16 protein-coding genes are annotated in these 20,904 nt (G+C 70.2%); 4 read left to right on the top strand and 12 right to left on the bottom strand.

The features are described 5' to 3' along the window. Positions 1 to 16 precede the first annotated feature (16 nt). From AYL44_RS13170 to AYL44_RS13160, 3 genes are all read right to left on the bottom strand, one after another. Positions 17 to 493, bottom strand: coding sequence for a hypothetical protein (locus AYL44_RS13170; protein WP_064003735.1), 477 nt, complete (start codon positions 491 to 493; stop codon positions 17 to 19). A gap of 119 nt (positions 494 to 612) precedes the next feature. Beyond that, positions 613 to 1,296 carry a GTP pyrophosphokinase gene (locus AYL44_RS13165; protein ID WP_064003734.1) on the bottom strand — a complete coding sequence of 228 codons (684 nt, stop codon included), beginning with the start codon at positions 1,294 to 1,296 and terminating at the stop codon, positions 613 to 615. A 9-nt stretch (positions 1,297 to 1,305) separates the two neighbouring features. Next, positions 1,306 to 2,328: a LacI family DNA-binding transcriptional regulator gene (locus AYL44_RS13160; RefSeq protein ID WP_064003733.1), complete on the bottom strand. Its 1,023-nt coding sequence runs from the start codon at positions 2,326 to 2,328 to the stop codon at positions 1,306 to 1,308. Between the two features lie 151 nt (positions 2,329 to 2,479). Here AYL44_RS13160 and AYL44_RS13155 point away from each other — a divergent pair, with 151 nt between their 5' ends. Genes AYL44_RS13155 through AYL44_RS13140 form a run of 4 tightly spaced genes read left to right on the top strand, consistent with a single transcriptional unit; the run spans position 2,480 to position 7,962 of the window. Continuing rightward, a complete protein-coding gene (locus AYL44_RS13155) occupies positions 2,480 to 3,769 on the top strand; it encodes an ABC transporter substrate-binding protein (protein WP_064003732.1) in 1,290 nt (429 codons plus the stop codon). A gap of 17 nt (positions 3,770 to 3,786) precedes the next feature. After that, the gene (locus AYL44_RS13150; RefSeq protein WP_197471658.1) at positions 3,787 to 4,785 is read left to right on the top strand and encodes a carbohydrate ABC transporter permease; all 999 of its coding nucleotides are present in this window, start codon (positions 3,787 to 3,789) and stop codon (positions 4,783 to 4,785) included. Between the two features lie 8 nt (positions 4,786 to 4,793). After that, positions 4,794 to 5,669 (top strand): carbohydrate ABC transporter permease, encoded by an 876-nt coding sequence (locus AYL44_RS13145; RefSeq protein WP_064003730.1) that lies wholly within the window; start codon positions 4,794 to 4,796, stop codon positions 5,667 to 5,669. A gap of 1 nt (position 5,670) precedes the next feature. Next, positions 5,671 to 7,962, top strand: coding sequence for a glycoside hydrolase family 3 N-terminal domain-containing protein (locus AYL44_RS13140; protein WP_064003729.1), 2,292 nt, complete (start codon positions 5,671 to 5,673; stop codon positions 7,960 to 7,962). Between the two features lie 55 nt (positions 7,963 to 8,017). Here AYL44_RS13140 and AYL44_RS13135 read toward each other — a convergent pair whose 3' ends face one another. From AYL44_RS13135 to AYL44_RS13095, 9 genes are all read right to left on the bottom strand, one after another. Then, a complete protein-coding gene (locus AYL44_RS13135) occupies positions 8,018 to 10,762 on the bottom strand; it encodes an alpha/beta hydrolase (RefSeq protein WP_064003728.1) in 2,745 nt (914 codons plus the stop codon). A gap of 254 nt (positions 10,763 to 11,016) precedes the next feature. Continuing rightward, entirely contained in the window at positions 11,017 to 11,970 is a 954-nt protein-coding gene (locus AYL44_RS13130; RefSeq protein WP_064003727.1) for a 3-hydroxyacyl-CoA dehydrogenase family protein, read from the bottom strand. Beyond that, positions 11,967 to 12,437: a ribose-5-phosphate isomerase gene (locus AYL44_RS13125; protein ID WP_064003726.1), complete on the bottom strand. Its 471-nt coding sequence runs from the start codon at positions 12,435 to 12,437 to the stop codon at positions 11,967 to 11,969. The genes AYL44_RS13130 and AYL44_RS13125 overlap by 4 nt, the downstream gene beginning before the upstream one ends. After that, complete coding sequence (locus AYL44_RS13120) at positions 12,434 to 14,155, bottom strand: dihydroxyacetone kinase family protein (RefSeq protein WP_064003725.1); 1,722 nt, start codon at positions 14,153 to 14,155, stop codon at positions 12,434 to 12,436. The genes AYL44_RS13125 and AYL44_RS13120 overlap by 4 nt, the downstream gene beginning before the upstream one ends. Beyond that, entirely contained in the window at positions 14,152 to 15,147 is a 996-nt protein-coding gene (locus AYL44_RS13115) for a sugar phosphate isomerase/epimerase family protein (RefSeq protein WP_064003724.1), read from the bottom strand. Before AYL44_RS13115 ends, AYL44_RS13120 begins: the two co-directional genes overlap by 4 nt. Continuing rightward, positions 15,144 to 17,444: a beta-glucosidase family protein gene (locus AYL44_RS13110; RefSeq protein WP_064003723.1), complete on the bottom strand. Its 2,301-nt coding sequence runs from the start codon at positions 17,442 to 17,444 to the stop codon at positions 15,144 to 15,146. Before AYL44_RS13110 ends, AYL44_RS13115 begins: the two co-directional genes overlap by 4 nt. Beyond that, positions 17,441 to 18,949, bottom strand: a complete 1,509-nt coding sequence (locus AYL44_RS13105) for an alpha-N-arabinofuranosidase (RefSeq protein ID WP_064003722.1) — start codon at positions 18,947 to 18,949, stop codon at positions 17,441 to 17,443. The genes AYL44_RS13110 and AYL44_RS13105 overlap by 4 nt, the downstream gene beginning before the upstream one ends. 46 nt (positions 18,950 to 18,995) lie before the next feature. Next, positions 18,996 to 19,904: a carbohydrate ABC transporter permease gene (locus AYL44_RS13100; protein WP_064003721.1), complete on the bottom strand. Its 909-nt coding sequence runs from the start codon at positions 19,902 to 19,904 to the stop codon at positions 18,996 to 18,998. Then, positions 19,901 to 20,845, bottom strand: coding sequence for a carbohydrate ABC transporter permease (locus tag AYL44_RS13095; protein WP_064003720.1), 945 nt, complete (start codon positions 20,843 to 20,845; stop codon positions 19,901 to 19,903). The genes AYL44_RS13100 and AYL44_RS13095 overlap by 4 nt, the downstream gene beginning before the upstream one ends. Between the last annotated feature and the right edge of the window lie 59 nt (positions 20,846 to 20,904).

The following is a 20,904-nucleotide window of genomic DNA, read 5'->3' as shown; positions in this document are numbered from 1 at the left end:
ACGGGCCCTTGACAGGTCAGCGCAGCGACAGCATGTCGTCGAGGTATGCCGCGAGCGGCCGCGGCGGTCCCGTCGTGCTCCACGCGACGTGCGGCACGCCGCCCACGAGGGACAGGATGCCGGAGCTCTCGCCGCGGTCGACGGCTGCGGCATCCATCTCCGTCCATCCGAGGTGCAGCACCTCGCCCTCGGCGAACCCGCCGCGGAAGGCCGCCGCGGCGCGCTCGGAGCGCGCCCGCTGGGCTTCGGCGGTGTACCCGCGGACGGCGTCGTGCCGCGCGCGCAGGACCTCTCCCGTGGCGAACACCCGGTCGTCGCCGATCAGCAGGACCCCGACGTGCCACGCCTCGGTGACCGGGAGGATGCGGGGCGCACGACCGATGCCGAGGATGCGGCGGTTCGCCGCCCAGTCCCCCAGTCGCTCACGCGGGGAGCCGGCGAGCCGCGCGCGCGCCGCGTCGAGCAGACCGGTGGTCGTCGAGGCATCCGTCACCGTCCCATTCTGCGCATCGTGCGCCGGCGCGGCACTTCCCCTGTCACAACACGCCGCGCGAGGCTGCACTTCGCGACAGGGGAAGCACCCGGGGCAGCCCCCGCGCGGGGCAGGCGGCGTCAGACGAGGCGGGTCGGCGCCGACGCGGCGCCGCCGCGGATCTGCTGGTGCAGCCGCGCCATACGCGCGTCGAGCTCGGCGGCGGCGTCGGCGGCGTCCTTGAGCTGGCCCAGCAGGTGCGCGGGCACCTGCCGCTCGTACTTGTAGTAGATCTTGTGCTCGAGACTCGCCCAGAAGTCCATCGCGATCGTGCGGAACTGCACCTCGACGGGCACGTCCACGCGCCCGGTCGAGAGGTACACGGGCACCTCGAGGATCGTGTGCAGGCTCTTGTACCCGTTGCCCTTGGGGGTCGCGATGTAGTCCTCGACCTCGCGCACCGTGATGTCGTCCTGGGCCGTGAGCAGGTCGAACAGCCGGTAGACGTCGCTCACGAAACTGCAGGTGATGCGGATGCCGGCGATGTCGGTGATGTGCGCGCGCACCGAGTCGAAGTCGGGCTCGATGCCACGGCGCTGGATCTTCTCGACGATGCTGTCGGGCGACTTCACCCGGCTCGAGACGTGCTCGATCGGGTTGTAGTCGTGCATCTCGTGGAACTCCTCGCGGAGGATCGAGATCTTCGTCTCGATCTCCTGCAGCCCGAACCGGTACTCCATGAGGAACCGCTGGAACTCGTCGCGCATCGCCCGGAGGGAGGATGCCGACACCGTGATCTGCTGCTCGTCGAGCGGAGTGGACATGCTGCGACGCTATCGGGAACCACTCTGAGCGTGCTGTGAGGGGGGCGCCGTCGTCGCCCGCGGCACGAGCGCCGTCGGCAGGCGCAGGTGCGTCGCGGCCGGCGTCGCCCCGCCCATCAGCTCGAGCAGCATCGTCACGGCCTCGGCGCCGAGGCGCTGCATCGGCTGACGGACCGTCGTGAGCGCCGGGTCGGACTGCGACGCGTCGGGGACGTCGTCGAACCCGACGACCGACAGATCGCCCGGCACCGACAGCCCGTGCTCGTGGGCGACGCGGATGACCGTCAGGGCCGAGACGTCGTTGGCCGCGAACACCGCGGTCGGCCGATCCACGCGGCGCAGCAGACGTGTGGCGGCCTCGCGGGAGATGTCCTCGACGTACTCCCCCACGCCGACGAGACTCGGATCGAACGGGATACGGGCGTCCTCGAGCGCGCGGCGGTACCCGCCTTCGCGCAGCATCGACGAGCGGAGATCGGGGCGGCCGGCCACGAAACCGATCCGCCGATGCCCGAGCGACAGGAGGTAGGCCACCGCGTGCCGGGCGCCCGCGTAGCTGTCGGACTCGACGGTGGGCAGGTCCGCTGGACCGGTGTGCGGGTCGATCGCCACGACCGGCACCTCGGCGGTCACGTTGACGACGGTCGGCGTCACCATGATCACGCCGTCGACGAGCGTCCCGCTCAACCGGCTGAGCGATCGCCGTTCCCACCCCTGGCTCGACACCTGCCGCGATCCGCTGTAGGCGAGCAGGTCCAGGCGCGAGTCGCGCAGCGCCGCCCCGACGCCCTTGAGCACCTCCGCCGAGAACGGCTCGAAGTCCGCCACGAGCACCCCGACGACCCCCGTCCGACGCGCGCGCATGCTGCTCGCGACCAGGCTCGACTCGTAGCCGAGCTCCTCGACCGCGCCGAGGACGCGCTGCACGGTCGCCGGCGCGACCCCGTAGCGACCGTTGACCGCTTTGGAGACCGTGGCGACCGACACACCGGCCGCCGCGGCGACGTCGTGGATGGTGGTGCGCCTGCGCATGCCTCGAAGCGTAGCCCCATGGAAAACATTTTCGAAAACGTTTGACGTCGGCGACAACAATTCCGACACTGGAGCGAACCCGGCACGCACCGCCGGGACCACCCGCACCTCGATGACCGAGCGTGCACTCAATGAGGAGATTGGTGATCACATGAGGACCAGACGGTTCGCAGTGGGACTCGCGGCCTTCGCGGCGGCGACCCTCGCGCTCAGCGCATGTTCGGCAGGCACCGGCGGCGGCAGCGGGAGCGGCGACGTCGAGATGACGCTGTGGCAGAACTCGACCACCGGCCCCGGTCAGCAGTTCTGGAAGGACGCGATCGCGGCCTTCGAGGCCGAGAACGAGGGCGTCACGATCACGATGCAGTCCGTTCAGAACGAGGACATGGACGGCAAGCTGCAGACGGCACTTAACGCGGGCGACCCGCCCGACATCTTCCTGCAGCGCGGCGGCGGCAAGATGACCGCGATGGTGAACGCGGGCCAGCTGATGGACCTCACGGACCTGATCTCGGACGACGTCCGCAGCGAGGTGTCGGAGGGTTCGTTCGCCGCGGAGACCTATCAGGACAAGGTATGGGCCATGCCCCTCTCCGTCCTCCCCGGCGGCTTCTTCTACAGCCAGGACGCCTTCGACGCGGCCGGCATCGCCGAGAACCCGAGCACGATCGACGACCTGAAGGCCGCGGTCGAGGACCTGAAGGGCACCGGGATCGCCCCGATCGCCCTCGGCGCGAAGGATGCCTGGCCCGCCGCTCACTGGTACTACTTCTTCGCCCTTCGCGAGTGCAGCCCCCAGGTGATCGAGGAGACCGGCGACTCCAAGGACTTCAGCGACGAGTGCTGGACGCGCGCCGCTCAGGACCTCACGGACTTCGCCGCCATCCAGCCGTTCAACGAGGGCTTCCTGACGACCGCCGCCCAGCAGGGCGCCGGCAGCTCGGCGGGCCTCATCGCCAACCGCAAGGCCGCGATGGAACTCATGGGCGCGTGGGACCCGGGCGTGATCGCGTCCCTCACCCCCGACGAGAAGCCGCTCCCCGACCTCGCCTGGTTCCCCTTCCCCGAGATCTCGGGCGGTGACGGCGAGCCGGGCTCCATGATGGGCGGTGTCGACGGCTACTCGTGCGCCGCGCAGGCGCCCAAGGAGTGCGCCGACTTCCTCAACTTCATCGCCGGCTCCGAGCAGCAGACGAAGTACTACGAGGCCTTCCAGTCGCCGCCGGTCAACTCGGTCGCGCAGGAGGCGGTGGAGGAGCCGTACCTGCAGCAGATCCTCGAGGCGTACAACAACGCACCGTTCGTCTCGCAGTGGCTCGACACGGTCCTCGGCCAGAACGTCGGCAACGCGCTGAATGTGGCGGTCGTCGACATGCTCGCCGGCAACAGCGACCCCGAGAAGTTCATTGCCGCCGTCAACGCCGCAGGCGCGCAGGGCTGAGCATGACCGTTCGCGAGATGTCCGCTTCGGACACCCCTGCTCTCGCGGCGCACGCCGGGGGCGGCGACTCGTCGCCCCCGGCACGGCCGCGGTCCCGCCGCCGGCGGGGCCTCGGCTGGTCGGGGCGCCTCGAGGTGCTCCTGCTCGCCGGGCCCGCCGTCGTCTTCTTCGTCGGGTTCGTGATCCTGCCGGTGCTGATGGCCGCGTACTACGGCTTCTTCCGCTGGTCCGGGTTCGGGCCGGCCACCGAGTTCGTCGGGCTGAAGAACTACATCACGATCTTCAGCGACCCGAACTTCCAGAGCGCCCTGCTGCACAACGCCTTCATCGTCGTCATGTCGATCGTCTTGCAGGGACCGATCGCGATCCTGCTGGCACTGCTGCTCAACCGCAAGATGCGAGGGCAGTCCGTCATCCGCGTCCTCATCTTCGTGCCGTACGTCATCGCCGAGGTGGTCGTCGGCACCGGGTTCAGCCTGCTGCTGTCGACCAACGGCGCCGCCAACGGGATGCTCGAGAAGCTCGGCCTCGGCGGACTCGCGCAGGACTGGCTCGCCGACCCGGCGATCGCCATCTGGACCCTCATGGCGATCCTCACGTGGAAGTACGTCGGCTTCGCCGTCATCCTCTTCCTCGCAGGACTGCAGGGCATCCCCGAGGAGCTCTACGAGGCCGCCGCCATCGACGGCGCGTCGTATTGGCAGATCCAGCGCCGCATCGCGCTGCCCCTGCTGGCTCCGACCCTGCGCATCTGGGCGTTCCTGTCGATCATCGGCGCGCTGCAGCTGTTCGACCTCGTGTACATCATCTGGGGTCAGTACGTCTCGTCGGTCGCCGGCACCAACACGATGGCGATCTACATGGTCGTCACCGGTCGCAACGCCGGGAACTTCGGCTACGGCAACGCCGTCGCCGTCGTGATCTTCGTCATCTCGCTCATCGTCGCGCTGTTCTACCAGCGCTTCGTGCTCCGCCGCGACACGGCCGGGGCGATCACAGAGAGGGGCGTGCAGTGAGCGCCACCATGACCCTCGTCACGGCTCCGCCCGTCGACACCCGCCCGCGCCGTGCACCCAAGAAGGCGCTGCCGTGGGGCTCGCCGGTCGTCTACTTCGTCGCCCTCGTCGTCATCGCCCTCATGCTCGGGCCGGTGATCTACATCATTCTGGGCGGGTTCCGGTCGAACTCGGCGATCACGGTCGACCCGGCCGGCTTCCCCGACCCGTGGAACGTCGAGAACTACGTCGGGGTGATCACGAGCGGTCAGTTCTGGGGGCAGGTCGGGAACTCGACCATGGTGGCGCTCGCCACCACCGTCGGCGCCGTCGCCCTCGGCCTCGCCGCGAGCTACGTCATCGCTCGCTACAACTTCCGCGGCCGCGGCGCGCTCTACGCGCTTTTCGCGTCGGGACTCATGTTCCCCATCACCGTCGCGATCACGCCGCTCTACATCGTGATCCGCTCGCTCGGGCTCATGAACTCGCTGCCGGGCATCATCCTCCCGCAGATCGCGTTCGCGCTCCCGACGACGATCATCATCCTGGTGCCGTTCCTGCGCGCGATCCCCGACGAGATCCAGGAGGCGGCGTCGATCGACGGCTGCAGCCGACTCGGGTTCTTCTGGCGGATGGTCCTGCCGCTCGCGGTGCCCGGTGTCATCACCGTCGGCATCCTCGCCTTCATCGGCAGTTGGAACGCGTACCTGCTGCCGCTGTTCATCCTCAACAACGAGGCGTCGTTCACGCTCCCGCTGGGCGTGCAGGCGTTCTCGTCGCAGTACTCCGTCGACACGGCGCGCGTGCTGGCGTTCACCTCGCTGTCGATGCTCCCCGCACTGCTGTTCTTCAGCCTGTTCGAGCGGCGCATCGTCGGCGGCCTCACCGGAGCCGTGAAGGGCTGACATGACGGACACGACGGTGCGCGCTTCGGCGCGCGTACGCGACCTGCTCGCGCGGATGACGCTCGAGGAGAAGACGGCGCAGCTCGTCGGCTACTGGGTCGACCAGGGCGGCGAAGTCGTCGCTCCGCTGGCCGACGAGATGGTCACGACGACGAAGTACGCGGATGCCACGACCCACGGCCTCGGCCACCTCACCCGGGTCTACGGCACACGCCCGGTCGATCCGGTCGAGCGGGCCGCGTGGCTGTGGCGGGAGCAGCGTCGCCTGCAGACCGAGACGCGCCTCGGCATCCCCGCGATCGTCCACGAGGAATGCCTCACGGGCCTCGCGGCGTGGCAGGCGGCGACGTACCCGACCCCGCTCGCGTGGGGCGCCTCGTTCGACCCCGACCTCGTGGCCGAGATGGCCGCCGCGATCGGCGAGTCGATGCGGGAACTCGGCATCCATCAGGGGCTCGCTCCCGTCCTCGACGTCATCCGCGATCCCCGCTGGGGGCGCGTCGACGAGTGCATCGGCGAGGACCCGTATCTCGTCGGGACGATCGGGACGGCCTACGTCCGCGGTCTGCAGTCGACGGGGGTGGATGCCACGCTGAAGCACTTCGTCGGATACTCCGGCTCGCAGTCCGGTCGCAACCATGCGCCGGTCCACGCGGGACCCCGCGAGCTCGCCGACGTCTTCCTGCCGCCGTTCGAGATGGCCCTCCGCGACGGCGGCGCGCGATCGGTCATGAACAGCTACGCCGAGATCGACGGCGCTCCGGTCGGCGCGAGCCCGTACTACCTGAGCGAGGTCCTCCGCGGACGCCTCGGGTTCGAGGGGCCGGTCGTCGCGGACTACTTCTCGGTCGCGTTCCTCCACTCCACGCACGGTGTCGCCGCCGACCTGGGCGAAGCGGCGGAGCTCGCGCTGCGCGCCGGGATCGACGTCGAGTTGCCGACGCTCGACGCCTTCGCCGGTCCCCTGCGCGACCGCATCCGCTCGGGGGCGCTCGACGAGGGCGTCCTCGACGACGCCGTGTTGCGGGTGCTCGCGCAGAAGGAGCGCCTGGGACTGCTCGACGCGGACTTCGCCGAGCCTCCCGCGAGCGTCGACCTCGACGGGCCGCGCCACCGCGAGCTCGCGCGGCGCCTCGCCACCGAGTCCGCCGTCCTGCTCTCGAACGACGGCACGCTGCCCGCGGCAGCGCCGGGGCGCATCGCGGTCCTCGGTCCGAACGCCGACTCGTCCGAGGCGCTCATGGGCTGCTACTCGTTCGTGAACCACGTGCTCGCCCACCACCCCGGCACACCCGCGGGCATCGAGATCCCGACCGTCCTCGACGCGCTGCGCGCCGAGTACCCGGCGGCGCGGATCGAGTCGGTGCGCGGGTGCGACGTCGAGGGCGAGGACGCGGCGGGGATCGCGGATGCCGTGGCCGCGGCATCCCGCGCCGACCTGGCGATCGTCGTGGTCGGCGACCGCGCCGGACTCTTCGGCCGCGGCACCGTGGGCGAGGGCAATGACGTCGACGACCTCGAGCTGCCGGGTGTGCAGCGCCGCCTGGTGGAGGAGGTCGTGGCGTCGGGCACGCCCGTCGTGGTGCTCATCCTCTCGGGGCGGCCCTACGCGATCGGGTGGGCGCTCGACGGCCCCGCCGCGCCGGCCGCGATCGTGCAGTCCTTCTTCCCGGGCGAAGAGGGCGCGGACGCCCTCGCGGGGATCGTCTCGGGTCGGGTCACCCCGTCGGGCCGCCTGCCCGTCTCGCTCCCCCGCTCGGCCGGTGCGCAGCCGTTCACCTACCTGCACCCGCGGCTCGGCGGGGCGAGCGACATCACGAGCGCGGACCCGACGCCGGTGCGACCGTTCGGCTTCGGCCTGACGTACACGACGTTCGCGTACGAGGATCTGCGTGTCGCCTCGCACGCCGGAACCGGCGAGGGCGTCACCGCGACCGTGACGGTGCGCAACACCGGAGCAGTCGCCGCGACAGACGTCGTGCAGCTGTACGGTCACGACGTCGTCGGGACGACGACGCGGCCCGTGGCGCAGCTGCTCGCGTACCAGCGTGTGCCGTTGGCCCCGGGCGAGGCGACGACCGTCGAGTTCCGCGTGCCGCCCGCCCGCCTCGCCTACGCCGGCCGCGACGCGGTGCGCGCGGTCGAGCCGGGACGCGTCGACCTGTGGGTCGGGCCCTCCAGCGCCGACCGCGAAGCGACGGGGACGGTCGAGTTCACCGGTGAGGCCTACGTCATCGGACCGGACGACGCGCGGCTGGCGACGGCATCCGTCCTCGAGGGTGCCGCACTCTGATCCGCACGCACGACGACGCCCTCCCCGAGAATCGAGGAGGGCGTCGTCGTGTGCGTCAGTTGAGGAAGAACGTGTACGTCGCGGTGTTGCCCGCCACGTCGTGCACGATCATCTCGTTCTCACCGGCGACGGCCCCGAACTGTCCGGGCCGGATGCCGTTGACGTCGGACCAGCGGTTGTTCGTCAGGTCCTTGGTCACGCCGTTGATGACCACCTTGTCGACTCCCACCGCGTCGTACAGCTTGTAGCTGACGACGTCCCAGGTGTCACCGGCACCTGCGACGGAGTCAGCCTTGGCGGTGGCCGTCGGCGCGTCGACGTCGACCGCGAACGCGAACGTCCCTGTCTTCGAGATGTTCCCGGCGGTGTCGCGGGCGTTGTACTTGACGGTGTAGTCACCCGAGGGGAGCTCGACCGTGGCCGTGTGGGTGCCGCGCTCGGCGCCGCCCAGAGCGGTCTGCGTACTCTTCACGAGCGTCGAGCCGCGGTACACGTTCGCCACGATCCGGTCGAGTCCGCCGACGTCGGCGGCGTCGACCTGCAGCTCCACCTGACGGAACGGTCCGGCGCTCGTCGGCGACGCCAGGGTCGCCTCGGGGCGCACGGTGTCGGCCGGCAGCGACTGGAACAGCCGCGGGGCGAAGTTGATCAAGTTCTGCTGCCACACATCCCAACCGTGCGGACCGACCGTGACCCCGTTGAACTCGTAGTCGATTCCGAGTTCGTCGAGCACCGGCAGCGAGTTCACGACGGCACCGTAGGTGAAGTCCGTGATGTCACCGGTGTAGAGGCGGTACAGCTCCGTGCCCTCGTTGATCGCGTCGACGTCGACGCCGGCTGTGCCGCCGAAGCCGGCGGCGAAGGTGCCGATCCACGCGAACTCGCCCGGGTGCGCCTTCAGCATCCCGACGGTGCGCGCACCGCCGGCCGAGAGCCCGGCGAGCGCACGCTTGTCGGGATTGGCGCTGACGTTGTACGCGTCCTCGACGGCGGGCACGACATTCTCGCGGATCTCCCGGTTGTAGTCGCTCACGTTGCCGTTCGGCATGACCACGACCATGTCCTTGAGGTCGCCGTCCCGCGACAGGTTGTCGAGGATCTGACGCGCGCGCCCCATCTCGACCCAGTCGGTCCAGCTCTGCCCGCCACCGTGGTTGAGGGCGAACATCGGATACGGCTCGGCGCGGTCGGCGTCATAGCCGGCCGGCGTCCAGACGTAAGCGCTCCGCTCCTGGTTCGCCACCGCGCTCGGGTAGGTGAGCACGTCGAGGTCGCCGCCCTCGCCCGCGGGCACATCGGCCAGCAGACGCGACCCCTCGCCGGGGACGAGGAAGGTGCTCCACGCCGGCTCCGAGGTGACCTTGGTCGGGTTGGAGGCATCCTTCACCGACTGCCGGTCGACGATGAACCGATAGTGGTAGAACTTCTCCTCCAGCGGCCCGACGGTCGCCCGCCAGCGGTCGCCGACCTTGTTCATTTCGACGCGCAGCCAGCTGCCGCCGGGAGCCCAGTTGGCCCACACCGACACGTAGTCGGCATCGGCGAACTCCGTCGTCGTCTCGAAGGTCACGAAACCCTCGTCGTCCTGGAAGGGCGTCGGAGTCGTGCCCGCTGCGGGCGGCTCGAAGCGCTCGGTGAGTGCAGTGTGACCCTCACTCATCCCGGCGTCTCCGCCGGCGCCACCGAACAGCCGCGGCGCGAAGTCGCGGAGGTTCTCCTGCCAGGCGTTCCAGTTGTGCCCCGCGTCAGGGTTGACGCCGTCGAACTGGTAGTCGAGGCCCCGCTCGTCGAAGGCCTTCAGCGAGTCGTAAACGTCGTTGTAGGCGATGTCCGTCTTGTTCCCGACGTAGACGCGGAACAGGTCCGTCCGGTTGTTCATCTTCTTCACCGGGATGTCGTCGAGCTCGCCGAATCGTCCGGCTCCGAACGTACCGATCGCGGAGAACTCGCCCGGGTGCTCGCTGAACACCTCGAACGCCTGACCGCCTCCCATCGAGAGGCCCGCCAGCGCGCGCTTCTTGGCACTCGGTGACACGTTGTAGGCGTCCTCGACGGCCGGCACGATGTTCTCGAGCAGCTCCTCGGAGAAGTCGGAGACGTTGCCGTCGCCCATGACGACGAGCATGTCGGCGAGATCACCCTCCAGCCAGAGGTTGTCGAGGATTTGCTCGGCGCGACCCACTTCGACCCAGTCCCGGTCGCCCTGTGCGCCGCCGTGCTGCAGGTACAGGACCGGAAGCTTCTTGCCCTTCGCCTTGTACGTCGGGGGCACCCAGACCAGGGCCTCGCGCTCCTCGTCGGCAACGGCGCTCTCATAGGTCAGCGTCTCGATCGTGCCGGCTTCCTCGGCAGGCTCCGCCAGCCACTCGGCTGACTCGCCGGGGATGAAAAAGGTGCTCCACTCGGGCTCGGACGTGACCGCGGTCGGATTGGAGCCGTCCTTGAACACCTTCGAGTCGTCGCCGGTCACCTGGTAGTAGTACAGACCCGGTTCGAACGGACCGTAGGTGGCGGTCCAGTTGGCACCGCTGCGCTGCAGCCCGATCTGCGCCCAGTTGTGGCTGGGGCCGAAGTTGCCCTCGACCACCACCTGCGACACGGCGCCGATCTCCTGCTGCACGGCAGCGTCGGGGACGGCGATGCGCAGATAGCCGTCGTCCTGGACCGTGATCCAGGCGTCGGCGGCGACCGCCGGCGACGCGGCGACGACGCCGGTCAGCGCCAGTGCACCGCCGGCGACCATCGCCGTGATGCGTCCTCCGAGCCGGCGCGACCGCCGACTCCGGGATGTGATCTCCATCGATACTCCATCTCATCGTGGTGGCCGCGCGCGTCCGACACCTGGGGAGTGGCAGCGCGGAGGACGGCCCTGGGGATGCGGATCCACGGCGTCAGGTCAAAATTTACAACGTCGTAAATCTCGTTCGCGGCAACTCTTGCAGCCGATCGCCCGGGGGTCAAGAGGAAATGTACAACGTTGATAATCACGCCGTTGCCAGCGGGCGCGTCGGCCGCCCGAGCGGCCTTTCGCGGCTCGGGCGGTCGCAGCGACGGTCACCGGGGGTCGTCGAAGGGAGAGGGCCCCAGCTCCTCGAGCAGCCTCGCCATGAGGACGTAGGCCCTGTTCCGGTAGGCGATCAGCTCATCGGTGCGCGCGGCGTCGATCGCGCGGAAACCGCCACCGCTCTTGGTGCCGAGCCGCCCTGCGGCGATGCGCTCACTCAGCATCGCGGGGGTCGGGAACCGGTCGGGCAAGCCCTCCTGCAGCGAGGCGTAGCAGAACGCGTATACGTCGAGTCCTGCCATGTCCGCGATCGCGAAGGGGCCGAAGAACGGCATGCGGAACCCGAACGTCGATCTCACGATCGTGTCGATGTCGGCCACGGACGCGACACCCTCCTCGACGAGCTGCGTCGCCTCGTGGAAGAGCGCGTACTGCAGTCTGTTGAGGACGAAACCGGTGACGTCCCGCACCCGGGCCGGGAGCTTCCCGACGCTGCGGACGAACTCCTCGGCGGTTGCGATGGCTTCCTCGGAGGTGCCGTCGTGCGGGATGATCTCGACACCCGGGATGAAGGGCGCCGGGTTGGAGAAGTGCACCCCGAGGAAGCGATGCGGGTTCTCGACCGGAGGTGCCAGCTGCCCGAGAGCGATCGTCGAGGTGTTGCTGCCGATCACCGCGTCGGGATTCGCGCGCGAGATCCGCGCGAGCGTCCCCCGCTTCAGTTCCAGCCGCTCGGGGACGGCCTCCTCGACCAGGTCCGCGCCGACCACGGCGCTCTCGACATCGTCCGCCGCGGCGATGCCGTGCCGGACGGCGGCCGCGGCGCCCTCGGGGAAGAGCCCCTGCGCCTCGAAGGCGTCCGCTTCGGCGTTGATGCGATCGAGGTTGGCGCGCGCGATCTCGGGGGTCGCATCGGTGATGACGACCTCATGACCGGCGATGGCGGCGACCTGCGCGATCCCGCCGCCCATGTAGCCGCTTCCGACGACCGCGATACGGCTCACCGGTTCGCTCCCGCCTCGTACTCGGAGATCGCGGCGACCTTCGCCGCCGACGGCGACGACGTGTCGAACCGATATCCCAACCACTCGGTCACGAGGCGCTTGGCGAGTTCCAGTCCGATCACGCGCTGACCCAGTGCGAGCACCTGGGCGTCGTTGCTCAGCACCGCGCGTTCGACGGAGTACGAGTCGTGAGCCGTCACGGCGCGCACTCCCGGCACCTTGTTCGCCGAGATGGCGACCCCGAGTCCCGTCCCGCAGATCAGCAGCGCCCGATCGGCGGCGCCGGCTGCGACGCGCTCAGCCGCGGCGACCGCGACGAGGGGGTAGTCGGTGTGCTCGTCGCCCCCGACGCCGACATCGACCACATCGGCGACCCGGTCGTCCGCCTCCAGGAGCGCTCGTAGAGCGGTCTTGTACTCGTACCCGGCGTCATCGCTGCCGATGACGATCCGCCATCCCTCTGTCATGCGTTCTGCTCCAGGTGTCGGGCCACGGCGGTGGCGATGAGGGCGAACGAGGTCGCGCCCGGGTCAGGGTGGCCGAGACTGCGCTCGGCGAGAGGTCGTGCGCGCCCCTTCGCGGGGCGAAGACCGGCGGTGGCCTCCGCCGCCGCGGTCGCCGCGCGAGCGGCGTCCGTGAGGAGCGGCCGGATGCCGACATCCGCCGTCGCACCGGCGCGCAGCGCGTCGGCGTAGGGACGCATCGCGTCGAGCATCGTCTTGTCGCCGATCACCGCTCCCCCACGCTCGGCGACCGCGTCGACCGCAGCGCCCACCGCGGATGCCAGCTCCGCGGGGGTGACTGAAGACCGCTCATCAGCAGAGGGGAGTTCGGAGGCGAGCCGGCGCAGCGCCGTCGCCCACAGGGCACCCGAGGTGCCGCCGGCACGCTCACTCCAGGCGTCGGCTGCGGCGGTGAGCGCACCGCGCAGGCCGACCTCCGGGTCGAAGGCCGCGACGGCCGCATCGACACCGGCGCGCATCCCGACACCGTGGTCGCCGTCTCCGGCGACGGCGTCGAGCGCTCCGAGGTCGGCGGCCGCGGCAGTGATGACGTCCTGCGCCGCCCGCAGCAAACCCTGCGCGTACTCGGCCCGCCGGCGGTCATCGGGGGTGGCGACCGGACGCGGCGGCGCGGCGGGCGGCGACTCGATCGGGGCGGCGACGGCGCGGCTCGACGGCGCCGGGACTGCTGCACCTTTCCGGTAGGCCGGGGTGTCGGCGGCGGCAGCCCACAGCAGCTCGAGCTCGTCGTCGAGCCAGACGAGGGTCACCGATGCTCCCGCCATGTCGAGGCTCGTGACGAGGTCGCCCACCTCGGGCTGGACCACCGTCACGCCCGCAGCGCGGAGTTCGACGGACACGTCGCGGAAGAGGACGAACAGCTCTTCGTGCGAGACCGATCCCAGGCCGTTGACGATGACCACGGCGCGGTCGCCGCGCGTTTCGGGGACGTCGTGCAGCAGGTCGCCCACCAGCATCCGAGCGAGCTCCCGTGACGAGGTGCGCGGGACGTCGCGGATGCCCGGCTCGCCGTGGATGCCGAGACCGATCGACATCATGCCCTCGGGGACGGTGAACAACGGCGCGTCCGCACCCGGGAACGTGCAACCGCCGAAGGCGACGCCGAGGGTGCGGGTGCGCTCGTTCGCGTGCCGCGCCAGACGCTCGACCTCGTCGATGTCGTCGCCGCGCTCGGCCGCCGCCCCGGCGATCTTGAAGACGACGAAGTCACCGGCGATACCGCGTCGCCGGGCTCGTTCGGCGATCGGCGCGCTCGCGATGTCGTCGGTGATGAGCACGGTCCGCGCGTCCACGCCCTCGGCGCGCAGGCGGTCCTGCGCGTCGCCGAAGTGCAGGACATCCCCGGCGTAGTTGCCGAACAGGAAGAGCACCCCACCTCCGGCGTCTGCGGCACGGGCGACCCGATACGCCTGTCCCGCGGAGGGCGAGGTGAAGATGTTGCCGCAGACGGCGCCGGCCGCCATGCCGGGCCCGACGACACCGGCGAACGCCGGATAGTGACCGGAGCCACCCCCGACGACGACCGCCACGGACCCGGGCGCGAGCGATGTCGCCCGCACCACCCCGCCGTCCACGCGGCGCACCGCGTCCGCGTGCGCGGCGGCGAAGCCCTCGAGTGCGTCGTCGACGAAGGTGTCGGGATCGTTCGCGATGCGCGTCATCGTTCGGCTCCTGTCTGCGGTCCGGTTCCGCCGAGCTGACGCACGCGGCTCGACCCGAGCTGCGCGGATGGGCGGCGCGGCAGCACGTGGCGTCGGAGGTAGTCACGGTTGTCGGCGCACACGCTGAGCCCGTCGCCCCCGTAGTTCTCGACGCAGATGACGCCCTGGAATCCGTTCGCCAGGGCGATCCGCATCGCCCGCCGGTAGTCGATGACCCCCGCGACCATGGGCGCCGGTGTCGCGGTGTAGAAGTCGCGGGAGACGTCCTCGTCGCGGGTGTAGTTCTTCACGTGCCAGAAGTTCGCGTACGGCAGGGTCTGCTCGCACAGCTCCAGCCAGGACTCCACGGGCCGGTGCAGCCGGATGAGGTTGCCGATGTCGGGGTTGAGCCCCACGCCACGGAAGCCGATCTCCTCGACGAGCCGCACCGCGGATGCCGCCGTTCCGAGGAAGGTGTCCTCGTACATCTCGAGTGACATGAGGATGCCGAGCTCCTCCGCATGGCGGCCGAGCTCGCGCAGTCGCGTGACCGCGAGGTCCCAGTCGGCGGGGTCGTCCTTCGGCCCGTCCACCGTCCAGAACCAGAGCTGCGCGGACTGCTCGGCGGTGAGAGGACGGTGCAACCCGAACGACACGGTGCCGATGCCGACGGATGCCGCGGCCTCGAGCACGCGGTGGCTGTAGGCGAGGTTCTCATCGCCGTCGCGCGGGTCGATGACGCTGCGTCGGATGGCGGAGAGCGAGAGTGGCCTCACACCCGTCTCCCGGGCCACCGCGAGGAAGTCCGCGCGACCCGCGGCATCTAAGTCCGCCAGCCGGAGCCACGAATCGGTGACATCGAGGGCGTCGAAGCCGGCGTCCGCGATCTCGGCGAGCGTGACCGCCCATTCGTCCGGTCCCGCCTCGGTCACCGACCGACCGTCGGTGAGCGTGCCGGAGAAAGGCAGCGCCGCGGCGGCGATCGGCCAGTCGTCGGCCGTCCACGCGCTCATGCGTCGACCCCCTCGACACGGGTCGGAGTGTCGAGGACCGCGTGCTCGACGCGTCTCGTGGGGCCCGCGAGACGGAGGAGCACCTCGGCCGAGCGGTCACCGACCGAGCGACCGCTCGAAAGGAGGATGTCGCCGGGCTCGACGACGCGCCGTCCCTCGAGACCGACGAACGAGAACCGGTCGGCGTGCACGTCGAAGTGCACCCGCGCAGCGGCACCGGGGTCGAGCTCGACCCGCGCATAGCCGAGCAGCTGGACGACAGGCCGCGTGACCTGGGCCACCGGGTCGGAGGCGTACAACTGCACGACCGTCGCGCCCCTCCGGCCGCCGGTGTTGCGGACCGTCACCGCGACCGAGGTGCGGCCGTCGGTGGGCAGGTCGCTCGCCGCGGGCTCGGGCGTGCCGACCTCGAACGACGTGTACGACAGCCCGTGACCGAAGGGGAAGGCCGCGGCGATCGACAGGCTGCTGATGCGATCGCCGTCCTGACCGAGGGGCGGGGCGAGGTAGGTGTGCGGGAGGGCATCCGCGTGACGCGGGATCTGGACGGGCAGGTGACCCGACGGTGCGGTGTCCCCCGCCAGGATGCCGGCGATCGCCGCCGGTCCCTCGACGCCGGGGAAGAAGGCCTGGACGATCGCCGCGGCCCGCCCGACATAGCGTCCCAGCGCGTACGGACGCCCCGAGACGACGAGGAGGATGACGGGCGTTCCCGTCGCGAGCACCGCGTCCGCAAGGCGACCCTGATGCCCGGGAAGGTCGAGCCCCGGCGCATCGGAACCCTCGCCCGACGTGCCCTTGCCGAACATGCCGGCCCGATCGCCGACGACCGCGATCGCGACATCGGCCGCGGCGGCCGCGTCGACGGCACGCTCGATCTCACCATCCGCCGGCGGCTCGACGAGAGGGACCCCCGGAACGACCGAGACCTCCGCGTCGTCGAAGCGGCGGCGCACGGCATCCGCGATCGACTCGGCGTCGATGCCGAGGCCCAGCTCCGGGTGTCGCGGCAGGACGTGGATCGGGTACGAGTAGGCGCCCATGAGGACGCGCGGGTCGTCGGCGCCCGGCCCGACGACGGCGATCCGCGCAGGCGGGACGTCGAGGGGAAGCAGGTCGCGCGGGTTGTCGAGGAGGACGACGGACCGCTCGGCGAGGCGACGGGCGATGCCGCGGTTGCGCTCGCTGTCGAGATCGACGTCGGCCGGTTCGGGAGGTTCCCAGCCGTCGTCGAGCAGACCGAGCGCGAGCTTCTGGCGGAGGACGCGACGCACGGCCTCATCCACCTCGGCCGCGGTGCGCTCCGGGTCGGGGTCGTCGACGGCGAGCGCGGCGAACGCTGCAGTGTCGGGAAGTTCCACGTCCATCCCGGCGTGCAGGGCGAGCCGACCGGCATCCGCCACCGTCGCGGCGACGCGGTGCTTCGCCTTCAGGAAGGCGACCGCCCAGTAGTCCGAGACGACGGTGCCCTCGAACCCCCATTCGCCGCGCAGGATGTCGGTGAGCAGGCGCCGGTCGGCGGCGGCCGGCACCCGGTCGGTCTCGGTGTACGAGTTCATGACGCTGCCGGCACCGCCGATCCGCACCGCCATCTCGAAGGGCGGCAGGACGAGATCGCGGAGATCCCGCTCGCCCATCGCCACCGGTGCGTGGTTGCGCCCGCCGCGTGACGATGCGTGGCCGGCGAAGTGCTTGAGGGTGGCGATCACTCCGGCCGACTGCAGCCCCTGCACGAAGGCGGTGCCCAGGGTGGCGACGACGAAGGGGTCCTCGCCGAGGGTCTCCTCGACGCGCCCCCAGCGGTAGTCGGTGGTCACGTCGAGGACGGGGGCGAGTCCTTGATGCACCCCGAGCGCGCGCATGTCGGCTCCGATCGCGGCCGCCGTCTCGCGGACGAGGTCGCGGTCGAACGTCGCCGCCCACGCGAGCGGCGTCGGATACACCGTGGCGCCGAGCGTCGTGAGACCGGTCAGGCATTCCTCGTGGAGGATCGCCGGGATGCCGAGGCGCGTCGAGTCCCGCAGGAACAGCTGATCCTCGCGCGCGACGGCCATGCCGTCGCGCGGCTGGACCGGCGTGGTCCCGAATCGACGGGTGAGGTGCCCCATGCCGTGACGGGCTGCGGCGGTGAACTCGGGGCGCCCCGCGCCCATGACGTCCTGCATCGGCGCGATGATCTCGCCGCCCGTCCGCCGATCGTTCCAGTGACTGCCGAGCTGGGCGAGCTTCTCCTCCCACGTCATCCGGGACAGGAGCTGCTCGATCCGCTCCGTCGTCGTCTCGATGTCGACGCTCATCGGATCTCGACCACGACCCACGAGACGGCCGGTAGGGTCAGCGTGGCGACGTCACCGTCGCGGTCGACCGCGACCTCGCGCAGCGACACCCGTTCGGGATCCTCGAGCGTGTTGCGGGCGTGGATGTCCGCGTCGGAGAGCAGGCGCGCGGAGAGCGATGCCGACGCATCCAGTCGGGACACGTCGATCTCGAGGACGACCTCCTCGTCGAGGCTCCGGTTGACGGCGAACACCGCGGTCGCCCCGCTGTCGGCGTCGTACGTCGCGACGGCGTCGACGAGCGGTACCCGCCCGAATCGCGCGGTCTCGTAGTCGGGCGCGTCGACCGCGACGTCGAGGGTCACGCCGCGGGCGTGGCGGGATGTCTCGGCGAAGGGGAAGAAGGTGGTCTGCCGCCAGGCGGGGCCGCCGGGCTCGGTCATGATCGGCGCGATCACGTTGACCAGCTGCGCGAGGCTCGCGGACGTGACGCGGTCGGCGTGACGCAGCAGCGAGATGAGCAGGTTGCCGACGACGACCGCATCCATCACGGAGTAGCCGTCCTCGAGCAGCCGCGGCGCGACCGGCCAGTCATCGACGTCGGTGATCTTGTCGACCTCGTGGAAGCGGCTCTGGTACCAGACGTTCCACTCGTCGAAGGAGATCGCGATCTCCTTGTCGCTCCGGCGAGCCGCCTTCACGGCATCCGCCGTGGCGACGACGCTCTCGATGAAGCGATCCATGTCGGTCGCGGAGGCGAGGAAGCTGCCCAGGTCGCCGCCCTTGGGTTCGTAGTACGCGTGGCAGGAGATGAAGTCGACGTCCTCGTACGCCCGCTCGAGCACCACCCGCTCCCACCGGCCGAACGTCGGCATCTGCGAACTCGAACTGCCGCAGACGACCAGCTCCAGCGCGGGGTCCACCTGCTTCATCGCGCTGGCCGTCTTGGCCGCGATCTCGGCGTACTCCTCAGGTGTGCTCGCACCGAGCTGCCAGGGACCGTCCATCTCGTTGCCGAGGCACCACATCCGGATGCCGTGGGGCTCGGTCGTCCCGTTCGCGACCCGACGGTCGGCAAGGGTCGTCCCGGCGCGACCGTTCGCGTACTCGAGCACGTCGAGGGCGTCGAGCACGCCGCGCGTGCCGAGGTTGACGGCGTACATGAGCTCGCTGCCGGCCTTGCGGGCCCACGAGGCGAACTCGTCCAGCCCGATCTCGTTGGTCTCGGTGGAGTGCCACGCGAGGTCGCGGCGACGCGGGCGGTCCTCGCGCGGGCCGACGCCGTCCTCCCACCGGTACCCCGACACGAAGTTCCCGCCGGGGTAGCGCACCGTGCTGACACCGAGCTCGCGGACGAGGTCGAGCACGTCGACGCGGAACCCGTCGTCGTCGGCGGCGGGGTGCGAGGGCTCGTAGATGCCGTCGTACACGCAGCGTCCCAGGTGCTCGACGAACGAGCCGAACAGGCGGCGGTCGATGGCGCCCACGGTCGCCCGCGGATCGAGGGTCAGACGTGCCGAGGGCATGCGGAGGCTCCGGGGGTCGAGGGCGGCAGGGCGTGGGCGCGGCGGGTCATTTGAGGCTGCCGATCGACAACCCGCCCTGCCAGTACCGCTGCAGGGTGAGGAAGGCGATGATCAGCGGGATGACGGAGACGAGCGAGCCGAGGATGATGATGCTCCACAGCGACGTGCCGCCCCCGTTGTTCGCCGACGCGAGGCCCTGCCAGAGGCCGATGCCGACGGTGACCGGGAACAGGCGGTTGTCGGAGAGCATGGCGAGCGGCAGGAAGTAGTTGTTCCACGACGCGACGATCGACAGCAGGAGCACCGTCACGATCGCCGGCCGCAGCATCGGGAGCGCGAGCTGCACGAAGATGCGGAAGTCACCCGCCCCATCGACGCGTCCGGCGTCGATGAGCTCGTCGGGCACGGCATCGCGGGCGTAGACGTGCATGAGGTAGACGCCGAAGGGGTTGAGCAGCGTCGGCAGGATGACCGCCCAGATGGTGTTCGTGAGACCCAGCTCGGAGAACAGGATGAAGGTCGGGATGACGAGCGCCGTCGCCGGCACCATCACCGATCCGAGCAGGATCGAGAAGCTCAGCCGGCGCCCGATGAAGCGGTACTTCGCGAAGCCGTACCCCGCCGCGACGGCCAGGACCGTCGCCCCGACCCCGCCGACGAGGGCGTACAGCGCCGAGTTGCCGAGCCACCGCAGGTAGATGCCGTCCTGGAAGGTGAAGAGCTGGGTGAGATTCCCGACGTAGTCGACGTCGTCGGCGAACCAGAGGGAGCTCCCGCCGCCGAACAGCCCGCCCGCGTTCTTCGAGCTGTTGACGATGACCCACCAGAACGGGATCAGGAAGTAGATGACGAGGAAGCCGAGCAGCACCTGCAGGGGCAGATACCGGCGCGGCGACGTGCGGCGTCGCGTGTCGACCGGGACGGGACGACGGGGCGTGTCGACGGTGGCGGTCATGACAGGAAGCTCCCCCGCTTGCGCGTGATGAACATGAAGAGATAGACGCAGATGAACACGACGGCGCCGAGCGCGAACGAGATCGCGGAGCCGTAGTTGTAGTTCGCCAGCGCGAACGCCTGCTGGTAGGCGTACATGTTGGGTGTGAAGTCGGCGGGGATCGCGCCGGCGGCGAGGTAGCGCAGGATCTGCGGCTCATTGAAGAACTGCAGCGTCCCGATCAGGGCGAACACCAGGATCAGGACGAGCGCCGGGGCGATGAGCGGAATTTTGATCCGGAAGATGATCTGCCACTGGCTCGCGCCGTCGATGCGCGCCGCCTCGTACAGCGTCGGGTCGATGCCCTGCAGAGCGGCGTAGAGGATGATCATGTAGTAGCCGGCCCACTGCCAGATGACGATGTTCAGCAGCCCGACGAAGATGAGGTTGCGACTCAGGAAGTCGGGGCCGACGAGCCCGAACATCCCGAAGATCTCCGCGAGAGGGCCGAAGCTCTTGCTGTAGAGGAACCCCCACATCAGCGCGCCGATCACGGCGGGGATGGCGTAGGGCAGGAACACCATCAGCCGGGAGAACCGCGAGAAGACGCCGGTGAGGACGTCGAGCATGAGCGCGACGGCGAGCGAGACCGCCATCTGCAGCGGGATGAGCACCACGGAGAAGCGCACGACGAACCAGACTCCGTTGAGGAAGCTGTCGTCCGTGAACGCCTTCACGTAGTTGTCGAAGAGGACGAACCGCTCCCCGCCGATGAGCTGGTTCTGGAACAGGCTCAGGTACAGCGCGAAGAGCAGCGGTGCGACGAGCAGGGCGAGGAAGACGATCGCAAAGGGGGCGACGAATCCCCAGCCGACGAGGCTCTGGCGCCCGCGGCGGCGACGCCGGCGGACGGTGGGGGCGGATGCGGGGGTGACGGCGCTCTGCGCCAGGTCGACGGTCATGGCGACTCCGGGTTCTCGGGTGGGGGCGCGAGGCGTGGGCCGGTCCGCGGGACGGACCG

It is taken from the genome of Microbacterium oleivorans (assembly GCF_001644225.1).
Classification (GTDB): Bacteria; Actinomycetota; Actinomycetes; order Actinomycetales; family Microbacteriaceae; genus Microbacterium; species Microbacterium gawkjiense.
The sequence above is the reverse complement of the archived record's forward strand: the minus strand, read 5'-3'. Positions and strand labels throughout refer to the sequence as shown.